Origin of the sequence: Paenibacillus sp. LjRoot56, assembly GCF_964253335.1 — a bacterium.
GTDB lineage: Bacteria > Bacillota > Bacilli > Paenibacillales > NBRC-103111 > Paenibacillus_E > Paenibacillus_E allorhizoplanae.
In genome coordinates, this window is sequence record NZ_CAXURV020000001.1 from 1,421,295 (window position 1) to 1,439,361 (window position 18,067).

At 36.0% G+C, this 18,067-nt stretch carries 21 protein-coding genes; 11 read left to right on the plus strand and 10 right to left on the minus strand.

Going from position 1 to position 18,067, the window contains the following annotated elements; translation table 11 throughout:
- The first annotated feature begins 3 nt into the window (after positions 1–3).
- The gene (locus tag ACSQ8O_RS06395) at positions 4–1,803 is read left to right on the plus strand and encodes a site-specific integrase (RefSeq protein ID WP_436240892.1); all 1,800 of its coding nucleotides are present in this window, start codon (positions 4–6) and stop codon (positions 1,801–1,803) included.
- Positions 1,785–2,576 carry a hypothetical protein gene (locus ACSQ8O_RS06400; protein WP_436240893.1) on the plus strand — a complete coding sequence of 264 codons (792 nt, stop codon included), beginning with the start codon at positions 1,785–1,787 and terminating at the stop codon, positions 2,574–2,576. The genes ACSQ8O_RS06395 and ACSQ8O_RS06400 overlap by 19 nt, the downstream gene beginning before the upstream one ends.
- Positions 2,577–2,691: 115 nt before the next feature.
- On the opposite strand, the gene ACSQ8O_RS06405 is transcribed toward ACSQ8O_RS06400, so the two are convergent.
- Both ACSQ8O_RS06405 and ACSQ8O_RS06410 read right to left on the minus strand, forming a co-directional pair.
- On the minus strand, positions 2,692–3,639 hold the full coding sequence (locus ACSQ8O_RS06405; protein WP_436240894.1) for an ATP-dependent DNA ligase: 948 nt from the start codon (positions 3,637–3,639) through the stop codon (positions 2,692–2,694).
- Positions 3,640–3,822: 183 nt separating this feature from the next.
- Positions 3,823–4,818, minus strand: coding sequence for a DGQHR domain-containing protein (locus ACSQ8O_RS06410; protein ID WP_436240895.1), 996 nt, complete (start codon positions 4,816–4,818; stop codon positions 3,823–3,825).
- Between the two features lie 142 nt (positions 4,819–4,960).
- Here ACSQ8O_RS06410 and ACSQ8O_RS06415 point away from each other — a divergent pair, with 142 nt between their 5' ends.
- Together ACSQ8O_RS06415 and ACSQ8O_RS06420 are read left to right on the plus strand one after the other, a co-directional pair.
- On the plus strand, positions 4,961–5,332 hold the full coding sequence (locus tag ACSQ8O_RS06415; protein WP_436240896.1) for a helix-turn-helix domain-containing protein: 372 nt from the start codon (positions 4,961–4,963) through the stop codon (positions 5,330–5,332).
- 349 nt (positions 5,333–5,681) lie between these two features.
- The gene (locus ACSQ8O_RS06420; protein WP_436240897.1) at positions 5,682–5,822 is read left to right on the plus strand and encodes a hypothetical protein; all 141 of its coding nucleotides are present in this window, start codon (positions 5,682–5,684) and stop codon (positions 5,820–5,822) included.
- Between the two features lie 18 nt (positions 5,823–5,840).
- Here ACSQ8O_RS06420 and ACSQ8O_RS06425 read toward each other — a convergent pair whose 3' ends face one another.
- The gene (locus ACSQ8O_RS06425; protein ID WP_436240898.1) at positions 5,841–6,584 is read right to left on the minus strand and encodes a hypothetical protein; all 744 of its coding nucleotides are present in this window, start codon (positions 6,582–6,584) and stop codon (positions 5,841–5,843) included.
- A 144-nt stretch (positions 6,585–6,728) separates the two neighbouring features.
- On the opposite strand from ACSQ8O_RS06425, the gene ACSQ8O_RS06430 reads away from it, so the two are divergent.
- The 3 genes from ACSQ8O_RS06430 to ACSQ8O_RS06440 all read left to right on the plus strand — a co-directional run bounded on the left by ACSQ8O_RS06430 (position 6,729) and on the right by ACSQ8O_RS06440 (position 9,022).
- The gene (locus ACSQ8O_RS06430; protein ID WP_436240899.1) at positions 6,729–7,136 is read left to right on the plus strand and encodes a TIR domain-containing protein; all 408 of its coding nucleotides are present in this window, start codon (positions 6,729–6,731) and stop codon (positions 7,134–7,136) included.
- A 13-nt stretch (positions 7,137–7,149) separates the two neighbouring features.
- Positions 7,150–8,097, plus strand: a complete 948-nt coding sequence (locus tag ACSQ8O_RS06435) for a caspase family protein (RefSeq protein WP_436240900.1) — start codon at positions 7,150–7,152, stop codon at positions 8,095–8,097.
- A 175-nt stretch (positions 8,098–8,272) separates the two neighbouring features.
- On the plus strand, positions 8,273–9,022 hold the full coding sequence (locus ACSQ8O_RS06440) for a hypothetical protein (RefSeq protein ID WP_436240901.1): 750 nt from the start codon (positions 8,273–8,275) through the stop codon (positions 9,020–9,022).
- A gap of 300 nt (positions 9,023–9,322) precedes the next feature.
- On the opposite strand, the gene ACSQ8O_RS06445 is transcribed toward ACSQ8O_RS06440, so the two are convergent.
- The 7 genes from ACSQ8O_RS06445 to ACSQ8O_RS06475 all read right to left on the minus strand — a co-directional run bounded on the left by ACSQ8O_RS06445 (position 9,323) and on the right by ACSQ8O_RS06475 (position 13,925).
- The gene (locus ACSQ8O_RS06445; RefSeq protein WP_436240902.1) at positions 9,323–9,757 is read right to left on the minus strand and encodes a protein-tyrosine phosphatase family protein; all 435 of its coding nucleotides are present in this window, start codon (positions 9,755–9,757) and stop codon (positions 9,323–9,325) included.
- 10 nt (positions 9,758–9,767) lie between these two features.
- Positions 9,768–10,244: an ArsI/CadI family heavy metal resistance metalloenzyme gene (locus tag ACSQ8O_RS06450; protein WP_145667206.1), complete on the minus strand. Its 477-nt coding sequence runs from the start codon at positions 10,242–10,244 to the stop codon at positions 9,768–9,770.
- A gap of 1 nt (position 10,245) precedes the next feature.
- Positions 10,246–10,674: an arsenate reductase (thioredoxin) gene (gene arsC, locus ACSQ8O_RS06455; protein ID WP_436240903.1), complete on the minus strand. Its 429-nt coding sequence runs from the start codon at positions 10,672–10,674 to the stop codon at positions 10,246–10,248.
- Positions 10,675–10,710: 36 nt separating this feature from the next.
- Positions 10,711–12,123, minus strand: coding sequence for an arsenic transporter (locus ACSQ8O_RS06460; RefSeq protein WP_436240904.1), 1,413 nt, complete (start codon positions 12,121–12,123; stop codon positions 10,711–10,713).
- An 8-nt stretch (positions 12,124–12,131) separates the two neighbouring features.
- Positions 12,132–12,455 (minus strand): ArsR/SmtB family transcription factor, encoded by a 324-nt coding sequence (locus ACSQ8O_RS06465; RefSeq protein WP_436240905.1) that lies wholly within the window; start codon positions 12,453–12,455, stop codon positions 12,132–12,134.
- A gap of 14 nt (positions 12,456–12,469) precedes the next feature.
- Complete coding sequence (locus ACSQ8O_RS06470; protein ID WP_436240906.1) at positions 12,470–12,889, minus strand: arsenate reductase ArsC; 420 nt, start codon at positions 12,887–12,889, stop codon at positions 12,470–12,472.
- Between the two features lie 196 nt (positions 12,890–13,085).
- Positions 13,086–13,925, minus strand: a complete 840-nt coding sequence (locus ACSQ8O_RS06475) for a hypothetical protein (protein ID WP_436240908.1) — start codon at positions 13,923–13,925, stop codon at positions 13,086–13,088.
- Between the two features lie 127 nt (positions 13,926–14,052).
- Here ACSQ8O_RS06475 and ACSQ8O_RS06480 point away from each other — a divergent pair, with 127 nt between their 5' ends.
- From ACSQ8O_RS06480 to ACSQ8O_RS06495, 4 genes are all read left to right on the plus strand, one after another.
- A complete protein-coding gene (locus tag ACSQ8O_RS06480) occupies positions 14,053–15,519 on the plus strand; it encodes a hypothetical protein (protein WP_436240909.1) in 1,467 nt (488 codons plus the stop codon).
- A 263-nt stretch (positions 15,520–15,782) separates the two neighbouring features.
- The gene (locus ACSQ8O_RS06485) at positions 15,783–16,124 is read left to right on the plus strand and encodes an ArsR/SmtB family transcription factor (protein ID WP_436240910.1); all 342 of its coding nucleotides are present in this window, start codon (positions 15,783–15,785) and stop codon (positions 16,122–16,124) included.
- A gap of 72 nt (positions 16,125–16,196) precedes the next feature.
- Complete coding sequence (locus tag ACSQ8O_RS06490; RefSeq protein WP_436240911.1) at positions 16,197–16,379, plus strand: hypothetical protein; 183 nt, start codon at positions 16,197–16,199, stop codon at positions 16,377–16,379.
- 73 nt (positions 16,380–16,452) lie between these two features.
- Positions 16,453–17,844, plus strand: coding sequence for an NAD(P)-binding domain-containing protein (locus ACSQ8O_RS06495; protein ID WP_436240912.1), 1,392 nt, complete (start codon positions 16,453–16,455; stop codon positions 17,842–17,844).
- Positions 17,845–18,067: the final 223 nt, after the last annotated feature.

The following is an 18,067-nucleotide window of genomic DNA, read 5'->3' on the forward strand; positions in this document are numbered from 1 at the left end:
AATATGGAAGATATAAAATTTTTCGATGATTTAGAGGATATTGAAGAATTTAATGAGGATAGTTTCAACGTGGATCATAGCATTAGGGATGCCTCGTTACTACTGGAAGAACTGAATGAAAGACCACTCTCAATGTTGGAATTTGATGATAACATATGGATAATAGAAGATGATTTTAATGATAAAAGGATAATATTTGATTTTAGTGAAATAGTTGAAAGTCTTAATTTTCTTAACAAAAAGCAAAGCAAATATCTAATAATCGTTATTAAATGTTGGACCACTACTTTTTTATCTAAATACGTGGTTCGTACTGCACAGAGATATTTTTCCAATCTAAAGGAATTTATTATTATTAGTCATTGCTTTAATCAAGAGCAACTCTATGAAGTCGAACGTTTTCTTAAATTCGAATTAGATGACTTACAAAGATATAATTCATTACTATCCGTTTTGAATTTTTTGGATTATTACGACTTAATAGATCCAGAGGGATTATATAGCAGACTGGCTTTAGAATTAAAAATAGATTTGAAATTACTTGTCGAGAATCGAAATATAAGAAGCTTACCACCTTCACATGAAGTAATGATTTTTGCATGGGTCCTTCAAGATTATTGGTCAACCGTTCTCATTGGAAGTGCCGATTATTTACGTTACCTCCCTGTATATTTTTGGTGGATACTTACCAATCTGATTCCACTTCGCCCTTCAGAGTTTTGCCATATAGAAAAGAACTGTTTATCGATGGAGAATGGGAGATATTACATACGTTTGCCTAGAAAAAAACAAAAAAAAAGATCGAAGAAACATATTCAAATTGTTGATAAAATCAGTATCCCAGAGGATCTTTATAACGAAATTAATTTATACCTTTCAAATACAGAGCAATATGAAATGCGGAGCAGCCTACTCTCCTACGAAGCAATCCCGAGCATTAGGCATGACAGTTACACTATCTCCAAGGGCTTAAAAAGAAAAATAAATCCACACGTGTTTTCACGTAACACATTATCGAATTTAGTGAACTATTTTTATTATAGAGTAGTATATGGAATTTACGGATTTACGCTAAATTCAGATGATAAGTGGAAAATAGTTGATGAAGATGACTTAGATCTATATCCCTTATCCGATTCAATAAAGAACACAGGAACGACGGACATTTCCAGAAAAATTAGACCTGGTGACACTCGACACTTTGCTTTTCTTAATTTAATGAGACAAGGTTATCATCCAATGGAGATTGCTAGGTTAGGTGGTCATACAAATATTGGTTCACAGTATCATTACCACCAACATGCGGAGTATTGGGTAGACACGGAAGTACTACAACTTATGACCCAATTGAAAGTTCAGTTAAAACGAGACAATCAAGATGTACACCTGGGAGAGGAGTATAAAAATTCTTATATCTTTGCTCCTGGTAAAGATCTCAATACCAAAATACCTTTAGAAATAGGTTTCTGTACAGATCCTGATCAGTTTTGTCAGGTTTCAGATTGTTGTTTATGCAACGCTTGGAGGATATCCCCAGAAGAATTCGTTTTAAAGGCAGCGGAGATTGAAAAAAGAATTATTGAAAGTGAGCTCGAGGTTAATAATCTAATAAAGGTCTTAAAGCATTTACATGGTCTTGCTTTAGGAGCTACAGCAGAAGAATTTAGCGAAGAAGATCATTTTTTCAACCTCGATTTAACACAAACTTCTAAACAATTAGACTTTGCATTGTCTAAACATGTTAGGTACATCTCTATTAAAAACGCAACAAGGGGGGAACATCGTTGGAAAAGAAGAACGTAGGAAAACCAAAAATAGTCTTGCCTAAAGAGTTGATAAATGAAATAATTCATCTTTTTATTAAAGATAAAAAAGTATCAGGATTAATATCTTATATGGACGTATTAAGATTCTCAATAGAACTTGAGAATAATGGTACGTTAGAATCTTTAAGATTAAAATATAAGGATAAAATCGTGAATGAAGAGAAAATAAAACAAAACCTTGAACTGAGGGAACATTTTTGGAGAAAAGGCGATGGTAGAAAGGCCATTGATGAAGCTAATAAAGTACTACTATTCCAAATCCCTGGCGGAACCGAGAATATTGAACAAGTTGTAGACACGTCGGATGCAATTGAGAAGTTCTTTTTAGGCAAGTCTGCTGATAAATATAAGCTACTTGGGGCGTTACAAATTAATGAGCAAAAATTAAAACGTTACATTAAGGAAAATAGAAACCTAATGGAAAAAATTTCGAAGCTAGAAAGGAAAAACGAAGAATTACTCTCCCGACTTTCCAAGTCGGAATCTAAATGTAACTCTTATGAACAAGTTATGTTCACTTGGTTAGATGCCAGCATGAGTTCCGAATCATCATTAGTAAATTTAATGACAACCGGGAAATCAAGACACCCAATTGTAAAACTATTCTTTGAAAAGATTTTCTCGGATGATCCTTTGATGGGTTACCGCGCTTTTGATGAATTCAGATCTAACCGTTCTAATCCTGAAACTCCGTCTAAGGTGATTAACATTGAACAACGTAGGAGTGTCCTAGACGATATTCGCATTTAGTTTAAGGGCTATTACAAACTATACATAGTTATTACTTCTTATTTAAATTTTTTCTACCTCTAGCACGGAAAATGAGCATGTGGGCACGGCACATGCTCATTAAAATTATGTTAATTCAATTTTCAATTTGCTGAATTGTACATTCTTTTGCCTGTACACCAACTAATGATTGTATACTAGGATGTCTCATTGTTCCATTTGATGTCCACTCTAAAAATTGTACCTTTACTGTATACTCAGGCTTAATCCAAATAGCATCTTTCTCCCTTGCTGGTTCATTAGCAAAGGGGCGATCCACAGTAATCATTGGCCGAATTAATTCAGTTAAATTTCGCCAATCCTCGTTACTTAACTTACCAGTGCCTGCGTGGCCTATATAGACAAATTTCCCGTTATCAAATAAACCTAATAATAAAGCATTAACAATTCCGTTCCGCATTGTTACTCCACCTATTACTGCAAATAAATCACGAAATATCTTTTTCTTTTGCCAACGTTTATCTTTCCCTCCAATAAGATAAGTTCCTCGAAGGTCCTTACTTATAACGCCTTCCATACTATGTTCTTTCATAACCTCAAATAGTTTATTTCCATCAGTAAAATTTTGAGTTATTTGCAGGTTGGGATAGGGAATAATGACCTCTTCAAGAATCTTCTGCCGATCAAACAGTGGTTTATCTACTAGCCATATGTCGTTGTACATTATGATATCAAAAATCATATAGGTAATTGGTGTCCGACTTACTGCAAGTTCAATGCTTTGTCTATTTCTTAACGACTCCCTTTTCATTACCTCATGAAACGCTGGCCTCTTTTGATCGAATGCGATTATTTCCCCGTCTATAATACAGGAAGTTGCTGAGCAATATTTTTGTATTTCTAATAATTCTGGGTATTGGTTAGTTCGATCATTTTGTTTGCGATTCATTAAGCGAACTTCATGCCCATCAAAATACGTTAACATTCGCACTCCATCCCATTTTATTTGTGTTACCCAGTCACTAGATGTAGGTACCGATTCCGTACTTATTGGTTCGAAGGGAATTATAGGATTAAGTTTCATGAATTTCTCCAGTTTTTTATTCCCCATTATTTCCATTATTTAAAAAACGAAACAGGTTGAAGAGAACAAAAAAACCGTTTATTAAGCCGTACAATCGGCTATAAACGGTCATTAAGTCTATCTTGTAATTTAAGGCGTTTGCTGTACGATCTAAGGCATTAAACATCTTTAAGCAACCTTCGGTCAAGTTAGTAGCATTTGATCCTTTAAATCCTCTGCTAGGGACTTAGCGCCCCCCATACCTTTTAGGTATTTCATTGGCCCCTCGGTCGTCCAATTTATATCTTTTAACTCTTTTATTGATTTTTGAATTCCACTGTAGTCAATTTGCTTTTTGTTTGGCTGAATACATCTAGTTAATACAGCAGCACCAGCTATCGAAAGTGCATCCAAACAAACAATGTGAGTTAAACGACTTCCTTTATAATCAATCCATTCCATCGGAAAAGTTTCCTTCAAAGTTTGGAAGTAAGTTAGGGCCAGTAATAGTTTGTCTTGTTTATTTAATGATGTCACTTTAGGATCTTTTATTAATAAATGAAGAGTTCGATAAAGATTTTGAAGTGTAATGTGACGACCTTTATTACGCTTTCCAATTATGCTGCCAATATGATAAAAAGGGCTATCGCTTCGAATTAAAAGTTCCGTTGCAATCCAACTAATATCATCTGAATCCCTCCTTAGAAACTTACTTAATGAAGGGCCTATGCCTTTAGCCTTTGTGTTAATTACATCAAAAAGCTTAATTTCTTCATCTTCATCTAATGAATGGAAAGCAAGAAACGGGACATTTAGATCTGAATGAGTTTCTTGAATGTAACGCTCAATACCACCCATTCTGTGTTGGCCGTCCATTAAGGATGCTTTACCTTTACAAAACAACCGACCGTAACTAGGACGCTGCTTGTCATAGCTCGAATACTCCCAATTTGATCCGGCGTTAAGAACAATAGGTGTAAAAAGTGCATCATCCCCTTTGGAAAGATATACGGCGAAATCATTGCATCTTTTAGCATCCACTGGACGTTGATATCCCTTTCCTGAAGGATGATCATATGGTTTTACGTATGTTAAATTTACAGCAATCGTGGCTGGTACATAGCTTTGATAAATAATTTTACCGCGCATTTTGGACTGTACCACATTTTCAATAACAATTTGTGATGGTAACAGAGTCATAGTTGTCTTCCCCTCAATATAAGAATGATTTAATTAAAATAATAGATCTTATAAGAGCTAAAATCAAATGGATATATATAGAATGAGTATCTTCATTATGAATGATAACTTCTCTAACCTTACATTAGGGAGGGTTATCACTATGATAAACATCACGAAACTAGTTGGAGAAAGAGTCCGTTATTTAAGGAAAAACCGTGGGCTTACCCAAGAACAATTAGGAGAAATAGTACAGTTACCCCAATCATATATAGGTGGAATTGAACGAGGGGAAAAGAATATTTCCTTGGAAACATTGGAGAGAATCATCTATGCGTTAGATGTACATCCTAAGGAGATGTTTGAGGATTTTGGGATCCTAGAATCAAGAGATGAGTTAGATAAAGAAAAAACGATTGATTCGTTAAAACTACTTCTTAAGTTCAGAAGTTTGGACGAGATTAATATTATTCATAGATTAGCTAAAGATGTACTTTTAGCAATCGATTCTAAAAATAAGACCGGTCACAATTAAATACTTGATAATTCTAGTCATGTAGAAAACAAATGCCCTAACTCATTAAATGAATTAGGGCATTTGTTTTCTAATGTTCAATGCACCATATCTTAGTGAAGTGTAGTTCTATGACTAAAATCTTGCCCATCACTGTAGCAGTGAACGCCAGCTTCATACCGCTTTAGCCGCCCTCTACAGCGCTATCTACATCTTAATTGAGGGGTGAAAAGCCAGCTATAATACTAGAGGCCACGAGAAGGCCTTATATGTCACTTAGTCACCTATTTAAGTCCCTAAAATAAAGGGAAAACCAATAGTTTGTCGAATATAAATTACATAGTATTCTTTTGAAAGGAGTCGAATGAATATGTCCAAAGATGGTCCTAGTAATAATCGCACTACTAATGACTCTGTATATAAACCAACATTATCAAGTATGAAAAAGGAAGAACGTTCTATTGATAAGCCTACAATTAGCAGTATTACGAAAAAAACAACTGGAAAGTAAATGGTATAGGTTATGTTATCAGTTATTTTTATAAACCTTTAGAATATCGTCCGCATCTTCTTGAGATAAATACCCTTCTCTAGCAAGTCTTTCTATAGTGATTTCTACATCATAAAGTTTTACATATGAACCAGATTTCACATCGTAAAAACTATGTGTAACAGGAATTGAATGGTCTTCAATAAATTTCTTATTAAACCCCTGAATTGACTCAAGAAACAAGTGGCGTTCTGACTCAAACGGTCTGGACGCTTTATCTATACATCCATATAGACCTGGATTATCCGGTTTATCGATTCGACCAATTTCAGCTATCTGCAGTTCATTTTTCAAAAATACCTCATCCCAAACTGATGGGTATTCTGAGTATGGTGCTACATTTCTCTTCTTACGCACCTTATTAATAAGTACTTCTCGAAGGAACTTATTTCCCCACACAGACCAGTATACTCCGAACAAATAACTTACAATCACACTTAATAATATGTATGAAATAATAAACCTAAAGTCATTGGTTGCAATCTTCAGATCATCAATACTCACTACATAGAAATTACTTGTTGTAAATACCCTGGTAAGTGCTACAAGGCAATTAAATATCAACAAGGTTATCATTGAAACAGGGAACCATAATAAAACAACATATGCTGTGAATTCAGATGGATTATGTTTTACGACTGCATTTACACCAAACGACTGCAACCAAAAATATAAAAGCAATCCAGGTAGTAAAAAAACAATAGTCCCGATTAAGTTATCCAATGTCCACACACTCCTTCTAAGGGTTTAATTATTCGTTGCTACCCTTGTATTCCCTTCCAAAGCATGTATTTACGTGATTGATTTATTAGTGCTATAAAACTCACAGAACAAAAGGGGATAAATAATCAAATGATATTAAATAACATGAATTCAAAAACGCACAATTTGTTTATTAGTCATTCCTGGGCGTATGGAGATGCCTATGAAAAACTAGTTGGAATGTTAAATAATTCGGATCTGAAATATAAAAATTATTCAGTTCCTAAAAACGATCCCATCCATAACGCAGCAAATGATAAGCAACTTCATGAAGCAATAAAAAATCAGATTAGGTCTTGCAATGTTGTATTAATAATGTGTGGTGTATACGCTTCATATAGTACATGGATAAACAAGGAGATATATATTTGCAAGCAAGAGTTTAGCAAACCGCTAATCGCCATAGAACCATGGGGAGCAGAAAGAACATCTGCCGAAGTCAAAAAGCATGCTGATATAGTAGTAAGTTGGCGTACTGATTCAATTGTAAGCGCGATAAAAAAATTAGGATGAGAGGAAATTTATAATGAGAAAAGCACTAATTGTTGGAATTGATGACTATCCCAATGCAGAATTATCTGGCTGCGTTAGTGATGCAACATCTATTTCAAACTTATTAGAACGTGATGGTGATGGCTCTCCTAACTTTTCCATTCTAGCTATGACTAGTCCTCCACATCAAATCACCAGATCCCAATTGCGTGAAGCAATATCTAAGCTATTCGATGGTGAAAATGATGTAGCATTATTTTATTTTGCAGGACACGGAATGGTAAATTCAGCAGGAGGCTGGATTGTAACTAATGATTTCAAACAATATGACGAAGGAATTTCGATGGATGAAATTCTTGCGTTAGCAAACAAGTCCAAATCAAAAGATAAAGTTATTATTCTCGACTGTTGCCATGCAGGCGCATTTGGTAATCCAGCTGTAAGTGGTTCAACCTTTACTCAATTAAGTGATGGAGTTACCATATTAACTGCATGTAGACCGACCGAGAAATCTGCCGAACAATATGGTCAAGGACTATTCACTTCTTTATTAATTGATGCATTGTATGGAGGCGCCTCCGACATTAGAGGTTACATCACTCCAGGTAGTTTGTATTCCTATGTAGATGAAGCCCTGGGACCTTGGGATCAAAGGCCAGTATTCAAAACAAACGTATCCCGTTTCACAAAGTTAAGAAAGGTTCCTCCTAAAATACCTTCAGAAACTTTGAGGATGTTAACTGAATATTTCCTACATCCAGAGGAAGAGCATCACTTAGATCCAGAATATGAGGATACTGTTTTAGAGCATAAGCCCGACAAAGTGAAAATATTTAAGCATTTACAAAAATTCGTCTCTGAAGGTCTTGTAAAACCAGTTGATGAAGAATATATGTACTTTGCAGCAATTAATTCAAAGTCGTGCAGATTAACAGCACTTGGATATCAATATTGGCGGTTAGTAAAAGAAGGGAAAATATAATAGTCATGATGATTAAGTCACGACTATCTTTAGTGTAGTTCCATAAAAACAAGGAACAGATCTGCCGCGGCAGCTGCTCCTTGTTCCTACTTGTTTGTAAATTTGTTTTTAACCGAAATCTTATAAGAGATTATAAATTGAGTTATCAATAATTGAATGAGGTTGTGGTGCATTAATGAATCAAGAAATATGCTATTGGTGTGGAAAAATTGCAACTTCAATGGAACACGTACCGCCGAAGTGCCTGTTTCCTGAAGAAAAAGATATTAAGGATTTATTTGAAAAGTCATTTAGGGATAATTTGATTAGAGTTCCATCATGTGAAGTACATAATATGCAAAAATCAAATTTGGATGAATATTTAATGGCTAACTTGAGCGGTAAAGTAGGTAATAATTTAGTGGGGTATATTCACACTGCTACAAAGGTTAGTCGTAGTAGATTAAGAAACTCAAAGATTATAAATATTAATAAGGAAGATATACTGAAGGTAAAAAACAAAGAACTTCCAGTCCTTTGGATTACTGTTGATACTAAAAAATTAATTTACTCTTTTGAATCAATAGCTAGGGCCTTATACTATCATGAGAATAAGAAAATATATCAAGGAAAATGTTTTGTTGTTTCAAAATTATTCAATCATCCTGCTGATTCTAATGGTTCAGAATATAACAGTAAGTGTTCAGAATTATTGAGTCTTGACCAGAAACATTGGAAGTCCGAATTAAAAGGAAACAACCCTGATGTATTCACATATCAATTTAGTGAAATTGATGGGTTTAAGTGTCAAACTTTAGCTTTAAACTTTTATGGTGGCACAAAAGTATTTGTAATACTAAATGGGATGACAGATGATGAATTTAATAAAAACAAGCCTTTATTTACTCCTATTACTGATTCGATTTTTAGTAACTTAATTAATTAGTTTGAGTGCTATAAAACTGAGTTGCCTTGAGAAATCAGTGGCACCAAAAACACTGTTTTCCAGTATATTTCTTTATTGGGTATCATCTATATTTCTTATTCAAACAATGTAAACTTTAAAGCTCTATTAAATTCATCAAAAATTAAAAAGCGAGCTGATGTCAGCTTCGGTCGCTTCGTAAAAATTATACCCTGAAACACTGGTGATCAAGCCAGAGGGGAAGCATCTTTAGGCTTGTTTTTTCAGTTCCACTGTTATGCTGGAATTTATTTGATTCGTTTGATAGAGATAATACGTACTCTATTTGTTAAATAACTTCTCAAGCGCCTCACGTTGTGGCTGCCTAATGCTTATAACTGGGCGAATGCTTTTTGCCAAACTTTCAGCATCCTCAATATTCTCGCTCTTTCCTAAAGCTATCAAAGTGCCAACGGCCACAGCGCCAGTACGACCTTTTCCACCGCCACAATGGAATCCAAGCTTCTTACCGCTCTTATAAGCCTCTACAACGTGATTTATAGCTTGTTGGAATAGTTGGTCTTGTGGTTCTTCTGCATTGTCACCAAGCGGCACATGGAGCCATTCTACGCCATCTGCAGGATAGGCACTCTCCGTAGCCTCACCGCGCAAATCGACAACAACCTCAACATTCTCGTTTTTTATCATGTCCTCGACGTCTGAAGCTCCGCCGAAAAATATTTTGTCTTCAACCAAAGCTTGATAATTTTTCTTCATAATGAGCTCCTTACTTTTTCTTAAAGGGTGTGAATTCAATTGTTACTGGCGAGGATGGTGCTGAAGGAGGGGCACAACATAGAGACATATCCTGCAAGTCCCCTGCAGATTCAAACTCCGAATCCTCTTTGGTATAAAAAATCTCCCATGCATTACCGTCAGGATCATAAACCCAGACTTTATCTTGAACCGCATAACAGCATGTTGTGTTCATTTCATCAATGAGGAGAAGTCCACTTTGTCTTAAACGTTCGCCCATAGCCAGAACGTCTTCCGTGTTATCTACCTGGAATCCCAAATGATTTAGGACGCCTTTTTTCTCAAAAGGGCGAACATTTAAGGAAAAATGAAGGGCTGGATCATCCAACTCGAATTTAGCGTAGTTTTCTTTGACTTTAGAAGGCTCCGTACCAAAGAAAGCACGGTAGAAATCTAGAGACTTCTGAAGGTTTGAACAATTCACCGCAACGTGCATTCTTTTGATCATCTTACTTGCCTTCTTTCACGAATTGCTCGATCCGGCTTTTAATGGAGTCACGAACTTCGCGGAATTTAGCTGTAATTTCTTCTTCCGTGCCGGTTGCTTTGGCAGGATCATCAAAGCCCCAGTGCCATCTTTGGGCCTTATCATTACGGACAACAGGGCAGTGCTCGTCAGCATGACCGCACAATGTAATAATGTAATCAGCGCGGCCTAGAATATCAGTATCAATCACATCGGAAGTATTGTTTGAGATGTCGATACCATCTTCTTTCATTGTTGCAACTGCACGTGGATTTAATCCGTGGGCTTCTAAACCAGCACTTTTTACTTCGTATTTATCCCCGCCCAATGCTTTCAAATATCCATCCGCGATTTGGCTGCGGCAAGAGTTTCCTGTGCAAAGAAAATATACTAACGGTTTTTTGTTCTCCATGGTTTTATTCTCCTTTTTGTATGAGGACATCCAGGTTTAAGCGCCTTGATGCTCTTTCTTCATTTGTTTTGTGCCTAAAATAGCTTTTATGATTAGCGCGGCGATCACCAAAATTACTGCAATCGCAACAATTAACAACCAAATATTCACACTTGTTGTATTAATAACGTGAAGCCATAAATAAAGCCCAGTGAGGGTAATCAAGAGCGTTGGGACAGTAAGAATGATACCTGTCTTAAAATAATTGCCCCATGTTATTTTTACACCTTTCGTAGATAGAACATGAAGCCATAAAAGGGTTGCGAGTGAACCGATCGGTGTTATCTTAGGTCCAAGATCGCTTCCAACAACATTAGCGTAAATCAGTGCTTCTCGTATAATACCGTCTGTATTTGTACCTTTAATGGCAAGAGCATCAATCATAACCGTCGGCATGTTATTCATAATGGAGGACAAAATAGCCGACAAGAAGCCCATTCCTACTGTTGCAACAAATAATCCTTGCCCTGCTAAGTTCTCAACCACCGTTCCTAGGGCATCGGTGAGACCGACGTTTTTAAGACCATAAACGACGACATACATGCCGATAGAGAATATGACAACAGCCCAAGGAGCATCTTTAATCACCCGTTTTGTTTCGATTACTTTGCTGGATCTAGCCATTAAAATGAAGATCAGTGCTACGACGCCTGCAATGATGGAAACAGGAATATTAATGAATCCGCTGCTTACATACGCGACGAGAAGGATAGCCAGGATAACCCATGACATTTTGAAAAGCTTAAGATCTTTGATCGCATGTGAAGGTTGCTTTAATTGTTTCATATCGTAACTCGTTGGGATGTCCTTTTTGAAGAAAACGTACAAGACTACCAAACTTGCTGCTAATGAAAACAGGCTCGTGACAATCATGCGGCTTGCATAGGTGACAAAGTCGATACCGAAGAAGTCCGCAGAGACGATGTTCACTAAATTGCTGACAATCAAAGGCAAAGAAGTTGTATCTGCAATGAAACCACTTGCCATGATGAAAGGCAAAATCATTTTATCGGGCAGCTTCAACGCTCGAACCATCGCCAATACAATTGGCGTTAGAATTAACGCTGCGCCATCATTTGCGAAAAAGGCAGCCACTGCCGCGCCTAATAAAATGACGTATACAAACATGAGCCGTCCGTTTCCTTTTGCAATCCTTGCCATATGCAAGGCAGCCCATTCAAAAAAACCGATATTGTCTAAGATTAAGGAAATGAGAATAATTGCGACAAAAGCGAGCGTGGCATTCCAAACGATGGATGTAACTGTCAATACATCGTGGAGAGACACGACTTGGAAGATAAGAGCTAGGATAGCGCCAGCAGAAGCAGACCATCCGATGTTGAGGCCCTTAGGCTGCCAAATAACAAAAGTTAATGTAATAAGAAAAATAAGTACCGCAATGTAAGTCATGGTTCCTCCTAATCACAACAATTTAGATCTTCACAAGATATGGCATCCACTTTTTCTTTTTGGGATGGCAGGTGTTGAAAAAACTCATTCAGAAAGGGTTTATCATGAATATTTAAAGAATAAAAAACCCATTGGCTCTTTTTGGCCTCTTTTACTAAACCGCCAGCCTTCAGTTTTCGCATATGCTGACTTACATTGGGCTGACTGGTTTGTAAGAGTTCAACAAGTTCATATACACATAGCTCACGTTCTTTGAGCAGAGAGAGAATCGTCAATCTCATTTTGTCTCCTAGCAGCTTACACACTTCAGATAATTGTTCAATTTCGGACAAAATTACACGCTCCTTTAAATCGGCACATTCAAGCCTTTTAAGAGTTCAATCACTTTCTTTTCTATGGTGTCACGTGTTTGTCGAACTGACTGGATGTCATTTGAAAGTAATGGATCCTCAATATCCCAATCGACGCTCGTGATGCCAAAGGAGACAATGGGACAACGTTCCGCAACTTGTTGGCAGAGCTTAACAATGACATTCGACGCGATGAAGTACTTCATATCGATTTTCTTAGAAGTATTCCCTGATAACTCAATCCCAACTTCCCTCATGACTTCTAGAGTTAAAGGATGAATATCATGTGGCTCTAGCCCTGCACTTTCGACGATAACGTTTTCCCCACCGTAATGTTTAGCAAATGCTTCTGCTATTTGACTTCGGCAACGATTTTGAATACATAAAAAGTAAATGCGAACTGGTTTCTTCATCATTATCTCAGCTCCAATATCATTTGTAAATGATTATATAATTATTCAGTTATATATAAAAGTTAAGGTTTTGTAAATCACAAGTAATTGAATGTGATAGGAATGTCAGTAACTATGGAAAATGAAAAAGTGGTACCTTTGGGCTTAACTTTTGTTGCCCCTGGTGCCACTTTTATATTTCTGCAGAATTATTATGAATTTATCTACTTAATGATCCCAGTTCTTCACTTTGGAGAGAAAGAACGGATTGATTTTTATCATTCGGTTTAACAATCTTTATATTATGTACTAGGCGGTACTTCCCATTTTCTAACTTTTCAATCTCTTCGAAGATATACGAGTCTTGATATGTATTAATGAGAACCACTTTTTTAGAATCAATTGTGGATGTCAGGTAAATCGTTTCTCTGTAGGCACTCGTTTGTCCCATATAGCTAAAAACAAAACATAAACAAGTGATAATTACACCTAAAAGTGCTAAAACAACTGTAATTAGTAAAGGCTTATTGCTTTTTGCATGATCAGCAGCAATTTCCATGCCCTTGTCGATTTCGCGAAAAATCCATCTAAATAATAGAAGTATGGTTGTCATGGAAGCTGTTCCAATACAGTAAACTAAAAATTTATTCCACTCCTTTTCGCCATCCGTAAAATAGAATGAAAATATCATAGATATCCATAGCAGAACAATACCTAGAACAAACTTTAGTTTATTAGCCCAAAAGATAGCTTTACGAATAAATTCTCTCCTTTTAATACTGAGAAGGAGGAAGGCGAAAAAGGTAATGACAGTTGAAATAACACCGATAGCAAAAATATTTTCTAATATACTGGTAACATTTATCTCAATAAACATACTTGGAATAGAATAATAGGAATAAATGCCTTCTTGGTAGTTATACGTAAATAGATACGATAAAAAAGTAAAAATAGGTACAAATATAATTGTTATTTCACCAAGTGTTCTTCCGAAATGATTCGAATTCGAAGAATCTGCTTGGTTATCAGTAATTATGGGCTCAGTAGATTCGATTTCCATATGTTCTATTCCCCTCCATAAAATGTATACGGAGTCTATTAGTTTTAGTTTCAAAGTTATACATGGTAAAAGTTGATCATAGATCGGTGTGGGTGGTATCATTTGGTAAAAGAGGGAGCTGGTGTTTTTGGAAATCATAGAAAAAGAATCATTAATTTATCAAAAAAAGTTAGGATACCTTGATTTTATGAATGGAATGGTTTCTCTTTTTGTATTACCAAACATTCATAAAAGTACGATTAATGGTATTGATAAAGTAAAGTTACCTGAGAATAAAGTTAAAATATTACAACATGAACTAAAGGATAAAAATTTTTATCCTCAAGAAACCATATCTTATTTGTCTAATATGACAACTTACTTTCATGAATTAAAACACTGGCATGAGTATGTAGGGACTACCCTCGGCTATGAAATATTTAAGATAAATTTAGAGTATTATTCGCGAGCATTAATGATTCTAAGGCATATGGGTAATAATCTAAAAAATATTAAATTACCCTTAGGTAATCATTCATTTTATCGTAAGGCAACTAGTAAACACACAATGGAATACCGAGAGTTTTTAACAAGATACCAGTCAATTATAAAGAATAGAGTTTTTGTAGTAGATAATATTTTTGAGGATGTAAGCAAACTTAAAGCTAAGAATCTCAAGTGTAAGCTCTTAAAAGACATTCCATTTTTTAAGGGAATAACGAAACTGGAAGATGTAGCTTTTTTTGATGTACCAATAACGGGAATAACGTTACTAGAAGCTTCTGCTGTACTAACACAAGTATTTGCAATTCATGATGTTTATGGTTTAGAAGAGGCAGAGTTGTTTCTAAAGTGGGGGTTTGAAAACACGAAATTCTGGGCGTATAATTCAGTGATAAAATCTATGGTGTGTGCCAACTCAAATGTTCCGGTAGAAATGATGCAAGCCATAATATCAAACTCAATTATCTATCCGCTAACAACAAAAAATAAACAAGAGAAAGATCCAATTGAACGATTCATTACTTTCTTGGGAGAGTTAAGGGAAACCAAGGAAATGCCATCATCATTAGATGAAATTAGGGAATGGTTGCTCAATATTTATGTTAAGTATTCATGGATAAAGCCCAAAGATTTCATTAATATGCAAATTGAAGAGTCTCGAAAGATAGTATCTTTACATCAAGAGGAACAAAAAAGGACTGATAATTTAACCGACGCAATTGAGGACTATCTTGCTTCATACCACAAGGATAGGTTATTCTTTCTTCAAAAAACATACGATGATATCATGTTTTGGTCGCATGACTATTATTTTACCGAAAACCCCAGTCCACATTTGATGAATATTTCTACCAAGCATAATGAGTCTATGAAATTTAAAAGTAATAATGAAAATTCAAGCTTGAGATGGTTTTTATCAACCGAAATTGTTAATCAGTTAATTACTAAAGAAAAAGAAGAGTTTGAATGTCCATTTAAAGGTAAAGGTAAATGCACTGAAGAAACAACTAATTGTGGAAAATTGCCCTTAACTATGCCTCCGGAACATCCCGAATGTGAATTTTTAGTAACCGCCTGCGAAGTTGTACTGCCGAATTGGGATCTAGTTTAAAGTTGACAGTGGTAATACTCCAAAAATTATCAGTGTACTTAAGGAGCAGGATGCATTGTGCACTTGCTCCTCAAGTATTGATAAATGTAGAATTTTGAATAAGAAGAATAGTAGTAATAACAATAAACCAATTACGAATTTAAATGTAACCCTGCTTGCGAATATACATCAAAAATTTTTGATTAAGCATTGCAATATGGTTTAATCTGGTATACACTTTTAATAAATCAAAAATAATTGATAAAAGAATCAGGTGAGAATAAATGAAAACCATAATTCCTTTACAAGAAGTAAAAACAAATACAACACCAAATGACTCATTTTTCATTTCATACGAGTCAAAATTTAAAGCCCTAGCTGATAGCAAGCGACTGCAGATTATGTATGAGCTAACCCAACGTGGTAAAACATGCGTTTGTGACCTATGTGATACCTTCGATATGGCTCAATCCAAACTGTCGTACCACTTAAAGATCTTGTTAGATGCAAACCTAATTACTAAAGAAATCATTGGTACTTGGAGTTATTATGAGATTAATCAATCTGAAGTAAACGGATTATTATCTGAACAGCTTTGCTGCGTTTTTAGACCAAGCGGAAAGTGATTTTTTTAAATGAATAATCAATTTTTTTTGATTAATATATCAATATTATTTGATTAAAGGAGGTGTTTTGTAATGTTACTTCACGATGTGAATCCACAGCTTATGTATGTATCTCAGTTAGGCAACCAAGTTGACCAATTGGAGTTGAAAGAGCCTCAAAGTAATAAAAAAATTATCATCAGCTTCGACAAAATTACTAACTTGTTAAAAACAAAACAAACTCAAGTCGCTTGCTGTGCACCTGCTTGCTGCTAAGAAACAACAAAATTGCGTCCTTTGAAAGTACTGTTCGTCATAATTGAAAAATATATTACTTGGAGGTTCCACAATGCCTGAAAATAACTTTTTTGCTCAACCCAAATTGCCTGTAGCTATTATCGGTGCCGGTCCTGTTGGCCTTGCCGCTGCTGCGCACTTAGTAACTCGGGGGGAGGCTTTTGTACTGTTTGAAGTCGGAATCGAGGTTGGTTCAAATATTGCTTCATGGTCTCATGTCAGACTCTTTTCTCCATGGGAATATAATATCGACAAAGCTGCTCGCCAGTTACTCTCCATACACGGTTGGAAAGCTCCGAATAACTCTGATATCCCTACTGGCCATGAGATGATTGAAAACTATTTCAAACCTTTGGCCAACCTGCCTGAAATTAAACCTTACCTTCACTTCAATGCAAAAGTGGTTGCTGCGAGTCGCAAAGGTCTTAACAAGGTAAAAACACAGGGCCGCGACGAACTTCCTTTTGTTTTGCATGTTGAGAAAAATGGTGAGCGAATAGTTGTTGAAGCTAAAGCTGTTATTGATGCCACGGGCACTTGGACGAACCCGAACCCTGTTCTTTCAGAAGGGGTTTGGACGACAGAGGAGAGTTCTCTAAGCAACCACATTTTCTACGGCATACCAGATGTACTAGGCAAACATAAAGAGCGTTATAGTGGTAAGAAGGTGCTTGTTGTAGGAAGTGGTCATTCCGCTATTAATACGCTTTTAGAACTTGGAGAACTCAAAGATCAAGTACAAGCAACAACTGAGATTGTTTGGGTACTCCGAAAATCTAAGCTTAAAGATGTATATGGTGGGCAAGATCAAGATCAGTTGGCTGCTAGAGGAGAGCTTGGTACGCGAATTCAGAGGCTTGTCGAATCAGGTAAAGTCAAGGTTCTAACGCCATTTCATATTCAAGAGTTAAAAAAAAATGGTGGAAAAATTCAAGTCACTGGTTCATTTGAGAACGAGTTGCTTTATATTGATGGCATTGATGAGATTGTTTCAAATACTGGTTCCCGTCCGGATCTATCTTTCTTAAGAGAAGTCCGCGTGATCACGGATCCAAGCCTGGAGAGTACTTTGGAATTGGCTCCTCTCATCGACCCTAATGTGCATAGTTGCGGCACAGTAAGACCACACGGGGAAAAAGAGTTAAGACAACCAGAGAAAAACTTTTATATTGTGGGTTCCAAAAGCTATGGTAGAGCGCCTACTTTCTTGATGGCTACAGGATATGAACAAGTAAGATCTGTTGTAGCAGCTTTAGTTGGCGATTATGCAGCAGCTGAGAGAGTGGAGCTTGAACTTCCTGAAACAGGGGTGTGCAGTATTCAGACCGGATCATGTTGCAATTCAGAGCAAAGTAATGAAACCCTTGCCAAAGTAGAGGAAGCAAGTTCTTGCTGTACAAAAATAAACATATCGGTAGTATCAAAGTCTACATGCTGCAGCTAAAATCAATTTTGGTATTGCCCTTCAGGTTACTATAATAATAGCAATGGAGTCACTCGAATAGTCGAGTTGACTCCATTTATTTTTAACTGATTAAAGTTACAAAGAATAAATCCCTTAAGTTTTTCCTCAGTGGAATGTTTGTTTTAAATTGAAGCCGATAATCATTTTTTAAGGGTCATAGTATTTTTACATTATAAAGATCAATATTGCCGGAATTTTTCTT